The organism is Kitasatospora sp. NPDC001261 (genome assembly GCF_042896795.1).
Classification (GTDB): domain Bacteria; phylum Actinomycetota; class Actinomycetes; order Streptomycetales; family Streptomycetaceae; genus Kitasatospora.
The window spans coordinates 1-14,675 of sequence record NZ_JBIAXP010000056.1; the positions used below are offsets into that span (position 1 = coordinate 1).

At 73.3% G+C, this 14,675-nt stretch carries 13 protein-coding genes; 4 read left to right on the forward strand and 9 right to left on the reverse strand.

The window, feature by feature from the left end:
* Positions 1 to 102 precede the first annotated feature (102 nt).
* Together ACFY4B_RS42080 and ACFY4B_RS42085 are read right to left on the reverse strand one after the other, a co-directional pair.
* On the reverse strand, positions 103 to 846 hold the full coding sequence (locus tag ACFY4B_RS42080; protein WP_387977015.1) for an SOS response-associated peptidase: 744 nt from the start codon (positions 844 to 846) through the stop codon (positions 103 to 105).
* Positions 847 to 881: 35 nt separating this feature from the next.
* Positions 882 to 1,667: an AraC family transcriptional regulator gene (locus ACFY4B_RS42085; RefSeq protein WP_387977018.1), complete on the reverse strand. Its 786-nt coding sequence runs from the start codon at positions 1,665 to 1,667 to the stop codon at positions 882 to 884.
* A gap of 54 nt (positions 1,668 to 1,721) precedes the next feature.
* On the opposite strand from ACFY4B_RS42085, the gene ACFY4B_RS42090 reads away from it, so the two are divergent.
* Together ACFY4B_RS42090 and ACFY4B_RS42095 are read left to right on the forward strand one after the other, a co-directional pair.
* Positions 1,722 to 2,942 carry an MFS transporter gene (locus tag ACFY4B_RS42090; protein ID WP_387977021.1) on the forward strand — a complete coding sequence of 407 codons (1,221 nt, stop codon included), beginning with the start codon at positions 1,722 to 1,724 and terminating at the stop codon, positions 2,940 to 2,942.
* 93 nt (positions 2,943 to 3,035) lie between these two features.
* Complete coding sequence (locus ACFY4B_RS42095) at positions 3,036 to 4,088, forward strand: S9 family peptidase (protein ID WP_049656514.1); 1,053 nt, start codon at positions 3,036 to 3,038, stop codon at positions 4,086 to 4,088.
* A gap of 31 nt (positions 4,089 to 4,119) precedes the next feature.
* Here ACFY4B_RS42095 and sigJ read toward each other — a convergent pair whose 3' ends face one another.
* Positions 4,120 to 5,076, reverse strand: a complete 957-nt coding sequence (sigJ, locus tag ACFY4B_RS42100; RefSeq protein ID WP_387977024.1) for an RNA polymerase sigma factor SigJ — start codon at positions 5,074 to 5,076, stop codon at positions 4,120 to 4,122.
* A gap of 127 nt (positions 5,077 to 5,203) precedes the next feature.
* Here sigJ and ACFY4B_RS42105 point away from each other — a divergent pair, with 127 nt between their 5' ends.
* Positions 5,204 to 5,653 (forward strand): hypothetical protein, encoded by a 450-nt coding sequence (locus tag ACFY4B_RS42105; RefSeq protein WP_387977027.1) that lies wholly within the window; start codon positions 5,204 to 5,206, stop codon positions 5,651 to 5,653.
* Between the two features lie 8 nt (positions 5,654 to 5,661).
* Here ACFY4B_RS42105 and ACFY4B_RS42110 read toward each other — a convergent pair whose 3' ends face one another.
* The 5 genes from ACFY4B_RS42110 to ACFY4B_RS42130 form a co-directional block, all read right to left on the reverse strand.
* Positions 5,662 to 7,770, reverse strand: coding sequence for an alpha-galactosidase (locus ACFY4B_RS42110; protein ID WP_387977030.1), 2,109 nt, complete (start codon positions 7,768 to 7,770; stop codon positions 5,662 to 5,664).
* A gap of 108 nt (positions 7,771 to 7,878) precedes the next feature.
* The gene (locus ACFY4B_RS42115) at positions 7,879 to 10,314 is read right to left on the reverse strand and encodes an RICIN domain-containing protein (protein WP_387977033.1); all 2,436 of its coding nucleotides are present in this window, start codon (positions 10,312 to 10,314) and stop codon (positions 7,879 to 7,881) included.
* 308 nt (positions 10,315 to 10,622) lie between these two features.
* Positions 10,623 to 11,189 carry a rhodanese-like domain-containing protein gene (locus ACFY4B_RS42120; protein WP_387977035.1) on the reverse strand — a complete coding sequence of 189 codons (567 nt, stop codon included), beginning with the start codon at positions 11,187 to 11,189 and terminating at the stop codon, positions 10,623 to 10,625.
* 83 nt (positions 11,190 to 11,272) lie between these two features.
* The gene (locus ACFY4B_RS42125) at positions 11,273 to 12,022 is read right to left on the reverse strand and encodes a sulfite exporter TauE/SafE family protein (protein WP_387977037.1); all 750 of its coding nucleotides are present in this window, start codon (positions 12,020 to 12,022) and stop codon (positions 11,273 to 11,275) included.
* On the reverse strand, positions 12,019 to 12,423 hold the full coding sequence (locus ACFY4B_RS42130) for a rhodanese-like domain-containing protein (RefSeq protein WP_387977040.1): 405 nt from the start codon (positions 12,421 to 12,423) through the stop codon (positions 12,019 to 12,021). Before ACFY4B_RS42130 ends, ACFY4B_RS42125 begins: the two co-directional genes overlap by 4 nt.
* A gap of 505 nt (positions 12,424 to 12,928) precedes the next feature.
* Here ACFY4B_RS42130 and ACFY4B_RS42135 point away from each other — a divergent pair.
* A complete protein-coding gene (locus tag ACFY4B_RS42135; RefSeq protein WP_387977042.1) occupies positions 12,929 to 14,083 on the forward strand; it encodes a tyrosine-type recombinase/integrase in 1,155 nt (384 codons plus the stop codon).
* A gap of 50 nt (positions 14,084 to 14,133) precedes the next feature.
* Here ACFY4B_RS42135 and ACFY4B_RS42140 read toward each other — a convergent pair whose 3' ends face one another.
* On the reverse strand, positions 14,134 to 14,325 hold the full coding sequence (locus ACFY4B_RS42140) for an AlpA family transcriptional regulator (protein ID WP_074003094.1): 192 nt from the start codon (positions 14,323 to 14,325) through the stop codon (positions 14,134 to 14,136).
* Positions 14,326 to 14,675 lie beyond the last annotated feature (350 nt).

Consider the following 14,675-nt stretch of genomic DNA (forward strand, 5'->3'; position numbering starts at 1 on the left):
GATGCAGTTGCGCCCAAGAACGCCGCCCCAGCGCAGTAAGGCAGTCACGAGGCGTCACCGCCCTGGCTTGACAACATCATTGGGAATCTCCCTGGTTCGGCCTCAGTCCGCCAGGCCCAGTGGGTCCGGGGCGGTGTCCAGCAGGTGGGGGCCGTTGTTGCGGACGCTGTTGACGGTGGTGGGGACGGCGCGGATGCGCAGGGTGTCGTCGGCGGGGCTGTGCAGCAGGTGGTGGAGTTCGGCGGGGTCGGTGTGGGCGGGGGAGAGCCAGGTGGCGAGGTCGTCGGGGGCGATGGTGAGGGGCATCCGGTCGTGGACGCGGCCGGCGGAGTCGGTGGCGTCGGTGGTGATGACGGTGGCGGTGGCGAGCCAGGCGAGCGGGTCGTCCTCGGGGCGGGTGTGGTCGCGCCAGAACTCGTAGAGGCCGGCCATCAGCATCAGGCCGCCGGTGCTGAGGAAGTAGGGCTGCTTGTACTTCTTCCGGTCGGCGGCGGCGGGGACCTCGCGCCACTCGAAGTAGCCGTCGGCGGGGATCACGCAGCGGCGGGTGGTGAAGGCCTTGCGGAAGGCGGGCTTGGTGTCGACGGTCTCCGAGCGGGCATTGATCAGGCGGGCGCCGCCGGACGGGTCCTTGGCCCAGGACGGGACCAGGCCCCAGCGCAGCGGGCGCAGTTGGCGCAGCAGTTCGCCGGTGTCCCGGTCGACGCGTTCCAGGACGGCCGGGACCGGGTCGGTCGGGGCGACGTTCCAGCTCGGCGCGAAGGTCTCGGCCGGGTCCCACCGGAGCTCCCCGAGCAGGGAGACGAGGTCCTGGGGCGTGGTGGTGGAGACGAAGCGGCCGCACATGCCCCCAGCCTGCCACGCGGTACGGACAACGGCGTTCAGCGCGGCGCGCGCCCGCCCGGGGTGTGTCCGAAGGCGCGGCGGTACACGTCGATGAAGGCGCTGGCGGAGGCCCAGCCGCAGCGGTGCGCCACGGTGGTGACGGGCAGGCCCTCGGCGAGAAGCACCAGGGCGTGGTGCAGCCGCAGCTGGGTGCGCCACTGGGGGAAGGTCATGCCGAGGTCGGCGCGGAACAGCCGGGAGAGGGTGCGGTCGCTGGCGCCGACAGCGCGGCCGAGTTCGGCGAGCGTACGGCCGTCGGCCGGGTCGGCCTCCAGCAGCGCGCACAGGGCGCGGAGCAGAGGCGTGGCGGGGGTGGGGAGGTGGAGCGGGCTCTGCGGGGAGGCGCGCAGCTGGTCGAGCAGGACGGCCCGCAGCCGGGCGCGTTCGGGGGTGTCCTGGTCGGGGGTGCGGGTGTAGGCGACGATCAGTTCGCGCAGCAGCGGGCCGACGGCGAGGACGGTCGGGCGGTCCAGGCCGAGCGGGTTGTCGGCGGCGGGCAGGCCGACCAGGTGGAGTTCGAGTTCGCCGTGGGCCTGGTGGGCGTGGACGGTGCCGGCCGGGATCCACAGCGCGCGGTCGCCGGGGGCGACCCAGGAGCCGGCGTCGGTGGTGATGCCGACCACGCCGCGGGCGGCGTAGGCGATCTGGTGGTCGTCGTGCCGGTGCGCGTCGATGGCGCCGCCGGAGGGCAGCAGGCAGGCCTCGGTCGACGCGACGGGAGTGTGGCGCGACACGACGGGTGTATGGCGCGAGGCGACGGGATCGTGGCGGGTTCTCGGCATCGGATGGCAGGTTATCGGAAGTCCGACAGCGGGTGCGGGCCCGAGGCTGGCGGCATGCCGAAACGATCCTCCGACCGCAGGTCGATCCTCCTGCTCTCCGTCGGGCACTCCTGTGTGGACGTCTACCAGGGCGCGGTGGCGGCCCTGGTGCCGTTCTTCGCGGCCGAGAGCCACTACGGCTACGCCGCCGTGTCCGGGGTGGTGCTCGCCGCCTCGCTGCTCTCTTCGGTGGCGCAGCCGCTGTTCGGGGCGCTCACCGACCGCCGGCCGCTGCCCTGGCTGCTGCCGGTCAGCACGCTGGTGGGCGGTGCGGGCATCGCGCTCAGCGGGGTGGGCGGCTCGTACGGGCTGACGCTGGCCTTCGTGGCGCTGTCCGGGGTCGGGGTGGCGGCCTACCACCCGGAGTCGGCCCGGGTGGCCCGGCTGGCGGCGCGGCGGGCGGGGGACGGGCGGCGCGGCCTGGGCACCCACCGGGGGATGGCCTGGTTCTCGCTGGGCGGCAACCTGGGCTTCGCCGCCGCCCCGCTGCTGGTCGCCGCCGTGGTCGGGACGGGCGGGCTGCGGCTGACCCCGCTGCTGGCGCTGCCCGCGCTCGCGGGCGCCGCGCTCTGCCTGCCGGTGCTGCGCGAACTGGAGCGGCGGCGGGCGGCCGGGGAGGCGCGGGAGCCGGTCCCGGGCGCCGACGACCGGGCGGCCTTCGTGCGGCTGTCGCTGGCGGTGGTCTGCCGCTCGGTCGCGTTCGTCGGGCTGAGCACCTTCCTCTCGCTGTTCACCGCCCAGCGCTTGGGCGGCGGTCCGGCGGCGGGCACGGCGGCGCTGGTGGTGCTGTACGCGGGCGGCGCGGTGGGCTCGGTGCTGGGCGGCGCGCTGGCGGACCGGTGGGGGCGGGTGGCGGTGGCCCGCTGGTCGTACCTGGTGGCGGCGGTCGCGGTGGCCGGGGTGCTGCTGGTGCCGGGCCCGGCGCTGTACCTGTTCGTGGCACTGACCTCGGCGGGCCTGTATGTGCCGTTCTCCCTTCAGGTCACGCTGGGGCAGGACTACCTGCCGTCGCGGATCGGTACGGCGAGCGGGATCACCCTCGGGCTGACGGTGAGCGTCGGCGGACTGGCGAGCCCGGTGATCGGCGCCCTCGCGGACGCGACCTCGCTGCGCACGGCGCTGCTGCCGCTGGTGCTGATGCCGGTGCTGAGCTGGGCGCTGTTCCGGACGCTCCCGGAGCCGGTGGTGTCGGAGCAGGTGGCTCCCGAGGCGGGGACCGCGCCGGTCGCGCGGTGACGGCCTCCGGGCAGGCGAAGGCCGGACGATCACCCCGATGCGTTCATATCTGCTACGGTCGTTTTTGAAACGAACGATTGGTGAGTGAACGCTATGAAGATGTTCGGCAGGCGCCGGTGGCTCTGGGGCTCACTGCTGTCCGTGGCCGTGCTGCTGGCCGGCGCGGGCGGCTGGGTGGTCTACCAGAACGAGTACGACCTCACGGAGGAGCGGGTCACCGTCACCGGCGGCAGGCAGCCGCTCCAGGGCGTCCTGGCCCGCCCCACCGGCGGCCACGGGCCGTACGGACTGGTGGTCTTCGTCCACGGCGACGGGCCCGTGGACGCCACCCACGACACCTTCTACCGGCCGCTCTGGGAGGCCATGGCGAAGGCCGGGTACGCGACGCTCTCCTGGGACAAGCCCGGCGTCAACAACGCCCCCGGCGACTGGCTGGACCAGAGCATGCAGGACCGCGTCGACGAGACCCTCGCCGCGATCCGCTGGGCCAAGGCCCAGCCCGGCATCGACCCGAACCGGATCGGGCTCTGGGGCGCCAGCCAGGCCGGCTGGGTGATGCCCAAGGCCGCCCGGCAGTCCCCGGACGTCAGGTTCGTGATCGCCGTCGGCACCGCCGTCAACTGGCTCCAGCAGGGCCGCTACAACCTGCTCGCCGAGCTGGGGGAACGGCACGCCTCGCCCGCGGAGACCGCGGCCGCCGTCGCCCGCAGCGACCGCAACCTGGCCGCCCTGCGGGCCGGTTCGACCTTCGAGGAGTACCGGGCCGCCGGCGGCGACGTCGACGGGCTGACCCCCGAGCGCTGGGCGTTCAACAAGCGCAACCACCTCTCCGACGCCACCGAGGACCTCGCCGCCCTCCGGGTCCCGGTGCAGCTCGTCCTCGGCGGCCGGGACGTCAACGTCGACAGCGACGACACCGAGGCCGCCTACCGCCGCCTCGTCACCACCCCGGGCCTGCTCCACGTCCTGCGCTTCCCGGACTCGACCCACAACATGGTGCCCAAGGACGTCGAGGACTCCGAGCTGCGCAGCACCTTCCTCGCCGTCGCCGCACCGCGCTCGCTGTTCACTCCCGGCTACCTCGACGGCATGCGGAACTTCCTGTCCTCGCTCGACCCGGCCTCGCCCGACCACCCGAAGGGCTGACCCGCGACGAAACGTGGAGCTGTAGGACCACTCAGCGGTCGTGCGGTTCGCGCTCCGGGTCAAGGCCCGGCTCGTACGCCGTCCACGGGCGCAGCTTCTCCGGGTTGCGGACCGCCCAGACGCGGGTGATCCGGCCGTCGGCCAGGTCGAAGGCCGCCACCGTCGCGGTGCGGCCGCCGAGCCGGGCGACCAGGCCGGGGCGGCCGTTGACGGTCCGTTCGAGGAGGGTGAGCCCGGGGGCGAGGTCGGCGAAGTGGACCAGGTACCGGGCGATCCGCTCGCCGCCCACCACCGGGCGCAGGGCGGCGCCGGCCAGGCCGCCGCCGTCGGCGGTCATCGTGGCGTCGGGGGCGAGCAGGCCGACCAGGGCCGCGATGTCCCGGTCCTCCCAGGCCCGCTTGAAGTCCCGTACCAGTCCGGCCTGCGCGCCCGTCGGGGTCGCCGGGGCCTGGGCGGCCCTGATCCGGCGGCGGGCGGAGGAGGCCAGCTGGCGGCAGGCGGCCGGGGTGCGGCCGACGATCCCGGCCACCTCGGGAAAGGGGTAGCGGAAGACGTCGTGCAGGATGAACGCCACCCGCTCCGCCGGGGTCATCGCCTCCAGGACGACCAGGAAGGCCATGGTCACCGACTCGTCCAGGGTGACCCAGTCCGCGGGATCGGCCGGCCCGCCGCCGTCGGTCGGGCCGCCGATCCGCTCGCCGCGGTCGGGCAGCGGTTCGGGCAGCCACTCGCCGACGTAGCGCTCCCGCCGGGCCCGCGCCGACCCGAGCTGGTCCAGGCAGACCCGGCCGGCCACCGTGGACAGCCAGGCACCCGGCGAGGCGATGGCCTCCTGCTGCTCCCGGGACAGCGCGTACCACCGGGCGTACGTCTCCTGCACCGCGTCCTCGGCCTCGGCCAGCGAACCGAGCAGCCGGTAGGCCAGGTTGATCAGCTGCCGCCGCTCGCCGACGACCACGCCCGGATCCGGTACGGAGGGGGTGCTCACGGTCGGGGCCGCTCCCCGGGTTTGCTCGTCCGTCATGGACCCTCGCCTCACACTTCGCCGGCCTGTCTCGTCGGATGACCGGGACACTATCGATCAGCTGCCGCGAGGCAGAAGAGGGGAGCGCGTCATGGCCATCGGAACGACGGCGGAGGCGGCCACGGGCACCAGGGGCACCACGGACACGGCGGCGGGGCTGCGCGCCCACACCTTCCTCCGGGCCTCCGTGGCGCTCCAGACCGTGGCGGTCCTCTTCCAGGCGGTCACGGCCGGGCTGCTGCTCTCCACCTCCTACGGCGAGACGCTGCACAGCGTCGGCGCGCGCGTGATGTACGGGTCCTCGATGCTGTACCTGCTCGCCGCCGTCCTGGCCTGGCGGCCCGGCGGCGGCTCGCCCCGTCCGGTCCTGTACGCCACCGGGTTCCTGGTGCTGGCCTCGGCGCAGGTCGTGCTGGGCCTCGCGCACGTGCCGTCGGTCCACGTCCCGCTGGGCGTGGTCGTCTTCGGGCTGAGCATGGCGGTACTGGTCCGGATGCCGGCCGTCCGCGCCACGCGGCGGACGGCCGGCACGAGGGGCTGAGCGGGCCCTCAGGACCCGAGGGTCCAGCGCTGGCCGGTGGCCGGGCGGGTGGTGACGGGGGTGCCGGCGGTGCCGGCGCCCCCGTCGAGGGCGAGGCCGGTGGCGACGTTGGTGACGGTGACGGAGCCGGTGGCCTGGTCCTGGGTCAGCTTCCACTCCTGCCAGGGGTTGCCGGGCGACAGGTCGAGCAGGTAGGCGCTGTCACCGGCCGAGGCCCCGGCGGAGAGCACGGTGTGCCGGTGGGTGCCGGTGGCGCAGTTGTCGCTGATCCGGACGGTCCCGTCGGGGTTGCCGGTGAAGGTCCACTGCTGCGCCGGGTCGCCGGGGCGCGCGGGCTCCAGGTCGGTGATCGAGCCGAGCGGCGCGGTGCAGGAGCCGAGCAGGGACAGCGCGAGGCCGCCGCTGCTCAGGGAGTGGTACGCACCGTCGTCGACCACGCCGGACGGCCCGCCGGTGCCCTGCTTGGCGAGCCGGTAGAGGGCCGCGCCGTGCGGCGGGAGGGAAGCGCTGATCGGACCGGTGACGGTCGAACCCGCGCCCGTCCACAGCTCCTTGGCCTGGTAGCCGGAGCCGCCGAGGCCGAGTTCGGCGAGGCTGGTGGCGACGGTGCGGCCGGCCGACGGGTCCTGGTTGACCAGCAGCACGGCGGTGTCGCCGTTGGCGAGCTGCCGCTTGAGGACCACCGGGGCGTGCCCGTCGGCCGGCTTGGCGCCGACCAGGGTGGCGGGCTTCGCCAGGCCGTCCTGGTCGACGGCGATGACCTCCTTGTTCTTCAGGATCGCCAGGCTGGTGTCGTTGATCCCGGTGGACCAGGTGTAGCCGTCCGCGCTGTGCTGCGACTGCGCGGCGGTGCGCAGGTCGGCGCCGGAGATCATCGGCGCGGCGAGCATGGCGAGGACCGAGGCCTCCGTCCGCGACTCGTCGTCGGTGAAGGGCTTGTGGCAGGTGCAGGTGTCGGTGGTGCCCCACAGGCCGTAGACGTCCTGCCAGCCGGTGAACATCATGTCCAGGTCGTTCCAGCTGCCCGGGCGGACGTTGCCCGGGTACTGCAGCGCGGTCTGCAACTGCCCGTTCCAGAGCACCCCGTCGAGCTCGCTGTCCCGGTCGCCGCCGATCCGGCAGAGGTTGGCGACCTGGCCGCACCAGATGCCGGTGGGCGCGTAGCCGGGGGCGTGGAAGGGGGCGGTCCCGGCGGCCTGGACCACCGGGTCGGTGCGGGCCGGGTCGTCGGCGGCGAGCAGGTACGGGACCCCGCTGTGGACGGGCTGGGCGGAGACGCTGAGGGTGACCTTGGGCTTCCCCTGGGCGGCGGAGGCCGCGTCCAGCGCGTGCTGGAAGGTCTGCACCCGGGCGTAGACGGAGCGGGTCAGCTCCTTGCCCTCGCCCTGGGTGTAGTAGTTGTGCCCGTCCGGGCCGACGATCTGCGGGCCGTACGGGCAGTCGTCGTACTTGACGAAGTCGACGCCCCAGGAGACGAAGTCGGCGGCGTCGGTGGACTCGTGGCCGAGGCTGCCGGGGTGCATCTGGCAGGTGAGGTAGGTGTCGGTGGCGTAGAGGCCGAACTTCATGCCCTTGCTGTGCGCGTACTGGGCGAGGTACGCGATGCCGTTGACGGTGTGGCCGTCGACGGTCCGCTCGGGGAAGTGGTCGGGGCGCGGGACCAGGTGGCCGGAGGTGGGGTCGTTGCCGGTGCCGTCGGTGCCGCTGACCGGGTTGCCGGCGTTGTCGTACAGCTGGAGGCCGCCGTCGGCGTTGCGGACCAGGTCGGAGCTCTGGCCGTCGCGGTGCCAGAGCGACCAGCCGTCGTCGATGGTGACGGTGTCGTAGCCGGCCGCGACCAGTCCGTTGGCGGTCATGAAGTCGATGGTCTGGACGACCTGGTCCTGGGTGACCTCGGTGCCGAGGGAGTTCCAGGAGTTCCAGCCCATCGGCGGGGTCAGGGCGTTGCCGTTGCCGAGGCTGGGGCCGGTGCCGATCGCGGTGGGGGTGGGGGTGGGGGTGGGGGTGGGGGTGGCGGTGGCGGGAGCGGCCGTGCCGAGGCCGACGGCTCCGAGGCCGGCGGTCGCGAGGGCGAGGGAGAGCAGGGATGCCGCGACACGGCGGCGGGTTCGGCGCATGAGCGCCCTCCTGAGGGGTGGGGGATGGTGAGATGACGAACCGTCAGGAAGCGAGGGGGTGCGGCCGGCCGGGTGGGGCCGGCCGGCCGCGGTTGTGCTGTGTGGGGGTCAGTCGGTGACGGTCGCGGTCGCGGAGCGTCCGGGCGCGAGGGTCACGGTGATGGAGGTGTAGGTCGTGCCGTCGACGGTCGTGGTGCGGGCCTCCCGCTGCTCGCCGTCGACGGTGGCGTGGGCGTGCTGACCGGGGAAGCGGGCCTCCCAAGTAACAGGCTCCGTACCGGTGTTGGTGACGGTGCTGCGCTGCGCGCCGTCGTGGCGGACGGTCACCGTGCCGCCGCCCACCGGGATGCCCGCGACCTGGAGCCAGCCCATCGAGGCGGGCAGCTGCGGGGTGGTGGAGAGCGCGTGGCCGGCGGCGTCGGGGGTGACGCCGAGCAGGCCCTGGACGGTCTGGGCGAGCAGGGTGAACGGGACCTCGGGGTAGTCGCCGTTCAGCATCGCGCCGCTCACGTGCGGCTCGCCGACGCTCTCGTAGACGTGCCGCATCCACTTCCAGGCGGTGCTGCCGTCGTGGTTGGCGAAGAAGGCGTCCGGCAGGTAGGTGTAGGCCTCCAGGTTCGCCGAGCGCTCCGGGCCGGAGTCGGCGGCGTCGATGGCGGCGAGCTGGGCGTCCCGGCGCGGGCCCGGGTCGAGCAGCCCCTTGACCGGCATCAGCACGCTCGCCTCGTAGCCCCAGCCGGTGATCGGCTTGCCGGCGGTGTCGTAGCCGTGGACGACCTCGCCGGGCTGCGAACCGTCCACGCTCCAGGTGGAGTTGACGTACGTGCGCAGCTGCTCGGCGGCCTTCCGGTAGCCGGCGGCGGAGGCGGCGTCGCCCCGGGCGTCGGCCAGCGCGGCGGCGGAGAGGTAGGCCTGGTACTGGGCGCCGACCGCGTCCCCGGCCTCGGCGTAGGTGCGGGTGGCGTTCTCGGCGTAGCTGGCGGTGCCGGCGAAGATGCTGCGGCTGGTGGCCTGCGGGATCGGCACCCCGCCGTTGTCGACCGGGCCGGGGCGGGCGGCGATGAACGGGCCGAGCGTGTTGCGCACGTACCGGCCCAGGCCCGGGTCCTCGGCGTAGTCGCGGTCGCCGGTCCAGCGGTAGGCCTCGCCGGCCTGCTGGACGAGTTCGAACGGCGCGGGCAGCTCGCGGACGAAGCGGTCGGGGCTCCGGTAGTCGATGGCGCCGTAGCTGCGGGCGTCGAAGTTGAGCGCCCAGACCGGGTAGAGCTTGTTGACCTCGGTGGCCGAGGCCGCGAAGCCGCGCAGCATGGTCTTGTTCTCGGCGTCCAGGCCGAGCAGGTGGGCGCCGACCAGCTGGTGGGCGAAGTCGCGGCTGTAGAAGGCGGAGCGGAACGGGTAGCCGGCCCAGTAGGTGGCGTCGTAGGTGGTGGTGCCGGTGCCGCCGGGGTGGTTCTCGTCCTGGTCGAGCACGCCGGTGGCGCCGGCCTGCTGCACCCAGCTGTTGGCCTTGGCCTTGGCCCAGTCGAAGAGGGCGACGGCCTCGGGGTCGGAGGAGCTGATCACCGGGTCGTTGGGGGCGGCCGGGGCGACGGCGGCGTCGTCCACGTTGATCCAACCCGTGGGGGAGGAGCCGATGGTGAGGGTCAGCCGGTCGCCGGGGGCGACCCGGACCCGGAGGAGGGTGTACTTCGCGTAGAGGGACTGCTCGGGCAGCGGGAGGGAGCGCACCACGGTGCCGTTGACGCTCACCGAGAGGCTGCCGCCGGCGCCGCCCGTCGCGATCCAGGCGGACAGGTCGTAGCTGCCCGCGGTGACGGCGGTCACCTGCTGGCTCACCGCGTAGCCGGGGCCGGCGTCGAGGTAGGCGAGGCGGGTGCCGCCGTGCGGGTTGTTGGTGGCGGTGCCGGTGTGGGGGGTGAAGGTCCAGCCGCCGGAGGTGCTGCCGGCGGTGGCGGCGCCGTTCGTGCCGTTCGTGCCGCTCGTGCTGCTCGTACCGTTGGTGCCGCTCTGCTCGAAGCCGGGGTCGGCGAGGACCAGCGGCTCGGTGCGGGTGAGCGTCCAGCGGTGGGCGGGGCGGTTGTCGCAGTGGTGGGCCACCGGGGCCGGGTCGGCGGTCAGGCAGCCGCCGGTGCCGCGGGTGGTGAGGGTGTAGGTGCCCTGCGGCGCGCGGGAGACGGTGAAGCGCTCGGCCTCGGGGGAGCTGCCGCAGTCGGCGGTGGCGGGGCGGCGGTCCGGGCCGCCGAGGGTGAGGCAGCGGCCGCTGGCGGCGTTCACGAGCAGGTAGTCGGCGCCGGTGCGGCGCAGCTGCCAGCGCTGGCTGAGCAGCCGTCCGCAGGCGGCGCCGACCACCGGGGTGCCGGGGGCGGGCTGCGCGTACTGCGGGCCGAGGCAGCTGCCGTCCAGGGCGGAGCCGAGGAGGTATCCGCCGCCGTCCACGAGCGGCGTTCCGGCGGCCGCCGGGGCCGGGGCGGCGCCGAGGGCCTGGGCGGCGAGGACGGCCAGGAGGGCGAGACCGGTGGGTAAGGCGCGGGGGCGGGGCGGCATGGCGGGAGCTACCTCCGGTCGGGTGGCGGGGCGATGGTGTTTGAACGTTCAAATCGGATGGGTGGTGTGCGTTACGATGCATCGCATGTGATGGGTGACATTTCACATGGTGGGCTCGGCCACGTCAACGGGATGCGCGGTGACGGCTTCCGGGAGACAGCTGGGAGAAGAGGTGAAGGCCCCTGCCCGACGGGGGTGGGCAGTGGCCTTCACGATCTGGGAACGGTCGCGGTCCGGGCCTCGTGACGGTCGGGGCCCGGCCCGCGACCGGGCTCAGTGGCCCGAGGGTCTCAGCGCTTAGGCTGGGCTCAGCGCGTCAGGGCCGCGAGCGTCTCGTCCAGGCTCGGCGTGCCGGGGCGGGGCCGGTTGTACGGGAGCTTGGAGAGCATCGAGCCCATCGCGCAGGTGTTGGTCAGCGCGGAGAAGGCCAGCCCGCCGCCGACGGCGGCGGAGACCCAGCGGGCACCCGGCAGGGCGAGGTCGACCAGCACGCCGGCCAGCACCAGCGAGCCGGCCACCAGGCGGACCTGGCGGTCCAGCGCCCACACCCGGCGGGCGCCGGCCACCTGGTCCAGCGGCCGCCCGGCGCTCGCCCAGGCGTTGGTGCCGCCGGTCAGGGTGAGGGTCGGGATGCCGGCGTCGGCCAGCACGCGGCAGGCGTTGTCGGCGCGCGGCCCGGCGGCGCAGACCACGGCGATCTCGCCGTGCCCGGCGGCCTCGCGCAGCGCGGGCAGGGCGCGGTCGAGCTGGTCGAGCGGGACGTTCAGGGCGCCGGGGATGTGGCCGGCGGCGTACTCGCCGGGGGAGCGGACGTCGATGAGGGTGAGCAGGCCGAGGCGGGGCTGGAGCTGCTCGACGGTCAGCGGCGTGGTCATGGGAGTGGGAGGTCCTCTCGGGAAGGGGTGTCGGTGCGGTGCGTGTGGTGGGGGAGGGTTCGGGGGTCGGCTCGCCGGGGTGATCAGCTCACCGTGGTGATGAGCATCAGCGCGGCGACGGCGAGCAGGGCGACGGCGAAGGCCTTCTGGAGGGTTCGCCCGCTGAGCTTGTCGGCCAGCCGCTTGCCGTCCCAGGCGCCGAGGATCGCGGCCCCGGTGAAGGGGGCGGCCACGGCCCAGTCGATCGCCCCGGCCGAGCCGAGGCGGGGCAGCAGGGCGGCGAGCGAGTTGGCGGTGATGACCAGCAGGCTGGTGCCGACGGCCTCGGCCATGGTGAAGGCGAGCACCGAGACCAGGGCCGGTACGGCGAGGAAGCCGCCGCCGACACCGAGCAGTCCGGTGACGGCGCCGAGCCCGGCGCCCGCCGCCGTGGAGCGGCCGACTCCGGCGCCGGAACGTTCCTGTGCGTTCTTCGCGGGCGGCTTCAGCATCCGCCAGGCCGCGAGCGCCGCCAGCACCGAGAAGGCACCGGTCAGCAGCGCGCCCGGCAGATGGGCGGACAGCGCCCCGGCGGCCATGGCGGCGGGCAGTCCGGCGGCGGCGAACAGCGCGCCGGTGCGCCAGCGGACCCGGCCCGCCCGGGCGTGGGCGAGCAGCCCGGTCAGCGAGGTCGCGGCGACGATCACCAGGCTGGCCGTGGTGGCCAGCGCCGGGCTGAAGCCCAGCAGGTAGACCAGGGCGGGGACGGCGAGCATGCTGCCGCCGCCGCCCAGCCCGCCCAGGGCGAGCCCGACCACCGCACCTGCGGCGAGCGCCAGGATCAGCGTGGTCATATCACATGCCCGGCGCCGCCGTCGGGCGTGGTGACCGGCAGCCCGGCCAGCGCCCAGGCGCCCATGCCGCCGACCACGTTCAGCGCCTCGACGCCGCGCTGTGCGAGCAGCTCCGCCGCGCGCTGGGAGCGGTTGCCGGAGCGGCAGATCGCCAGCACGGTCCGCCCGGCCGCCTCGGTCGGCAGCGGGACACCGGCGGCCAGCCCGATCAACGGCTGGTGCAGCGCGCCGGGGGCGTGTCCGGCGGCGAACTCGGCGGCCTCCCGGACGTCCAGCAGGACGGCGGTGCCGGTGCGGGCGAGCTCGTGGGCCTCGGCGGGGGTGGTCCGCCCGGGGGTGCCCGGTCCGTGGGCGTCGGGCCGGCGGGCGTAGGGCCCGTGGGCGTGCGGCAGCAAGGGCATGAGGTGTCTCCAGTGGTGCAGACCGGACCGCAGTGGTCCGGCGGGTCGGGGGGCGGCGCGGGCGTCCGTACGGGCCCGGTGGCCCGGTGCGGGTGGTGTGCCGGGTGCGTGGCATGACCGGTGCGTCCTCGGCCCCGCCGGTACCTGGCCCGTACCTGGCTCGGCGGCGGTGGCCGGCCCCTCGGTGCCTCACCATAGTACCCCCGGGGGTATTATCGAAATCGTTCGGCGATACCCCGACCCGTATCGGCTCAGGTAGCCGTATGCTCGCAAATATACCGAGGGGGGTATCGGAGTGGCACTGCGGCGCCCGACACCGCCCAGGCCTACGAGCCGCCCACCCCCGCACCGCCCGGCCCCGAGCCCCAGTCCTATGCCGCCCAGGAAGGTCCCCCGTGTACTTCGCCCAGTTATCACGAGTCTGACGTTTCTGCCCAGCTCAGGGGCATGATCGACCATCCGGGGTCAGCAAAAGGTCAGCAGGATTCCCGGAGGTACCAGTCAGATGGCGACCACAGGCCTCACCCGCGGCATGGGCAGCTTCTTCAAGGAGTGCGAGCATCCGGAGTCCCGCTGGAGCAAGTGCCCGCACGAGTACAAGATCAGGTACCGCAACGCAGTGGGGCGGCAGACCGAGGAGTCAGGCTTCGCCAACCAGGAGAAGGCCAAGGCCCGCCTCGCCGAGGTCTACCACGCGCGGAAGAACTCCCCGCAGAGCCAGCAGAAGGCGGACCGCATCAAGAAGTACGGCAGCATGCAGTTCGCGGTCTACACCGCCGAGTGGCTGAAGGGTCAGCGCCACCAGAGCCCGACGTCGTTGCGGAACATCGACTCCATCCTGAAGAACCACCTTCTCCCGGCATTCGGCAGTCGTCGCATGGGCACGTTCGACCACAAGGTCGTGGAAGCGTTCGTCGAGACCATGGAGCGGAACGGTGTCGGCCTGGCCGCCCAGACCAATGCCTTCGTCAGGCTGAAGACCATCCTGCTGGACGCGCACAGGCTGGGCCTCTACGAGGACAGCCCGATGAACGGTGTCCAGCCTCCCCAGTACGACCCGGAGCGGGTGGTGATCCCCTCTCTCGCTCAACTGCAGGAGATCCGGAGCACGGGTGACGACGCCTTCCGCCTGGTCGCGGAACTCATGAGTGGCTGCGGCTTGCGCAATGGCGAGGCATTCGCCGTCAATATCAACAACATCGTCGCCGATGACGTCTACCGCGTCACCGAGCAGGTCAACCAGGCGACCAAGACCTACGCGCGCCTGAAGCACCGCAAGGTCGGCGAGTACCGCGACGTGCCGCTGCCGACACGCACCAAGCAGGCCATCGAGCGGTATGCGGACACGTACGGGACCGTGGACGGCTACCTTCTGCGCAATCCCAAGGACATCGGTCTGGCCATGCCGCACCACGTCATCCACAACCAGTGGCAGAGGATCAGGGCCTCCGGGCAGGCCGACATCCCCGAGGGCATGGTCCTCTACGGCCTGCGCCACTTCTTCGCGTCGAACTGCCTCAGCAACAACATCCCGATCACCGACGTCGCGGAGTGGATGGGCCACCGCAACATCGAGATCACCTTCAAGATCTACCGCCACCTCATGCCCGGCTCCATCAGCCGCGCGGCGCAGGTCCTGGACCTCGGTCTGGCCGCGTGAACGAGTGCGGGTCTGCCCGTCATGGGCAGGCCCGCACTTGCACCGCCGGCTCAGGCGCCGGACAACCGCTGCTGCCTCACCCAGGCATGCACCTCCGACACCTTGAACTGCAGCTTCGCGTTCCGCCCACCACCGAATCGGTAGGGAACGAGTCCCACCCGAGGAGCGTCCCGGTATACCCACGCTACGGACATGTTCAGGTACTCGGCAGTCTGCTTGACGCTCATGAAGTGCTCGGGCACGGGCTCCTCCTGGGTGATCGGTCGAACTCGCGGAGCCTGAACTATCCATGGAGAAAGGCAGTTTGGCCGCGCCGCCGCCGCGTGATAGCGCCCGAAGGAGGGCCGCTTCCAGTGGCCTGGGGCAGTGGCGTCGGAGTTCACGCGGCAGATCGCGAGCGCCTCGATTGCGTCGATAAAATACCCCCGGGGGTACACTCGACATAGAGCCAGCCTGTCAGACCCGACGAGGAGAAATCCCGTGATCTTCAGCCAGTACTACCTCGACTGCCTCTCCCAGGCCTCGTACCTGATCGCCGACGAGCGCACCGGCCAGGCCGTGATCGTCGACCCCCGCCGGGATGTCGACGAGT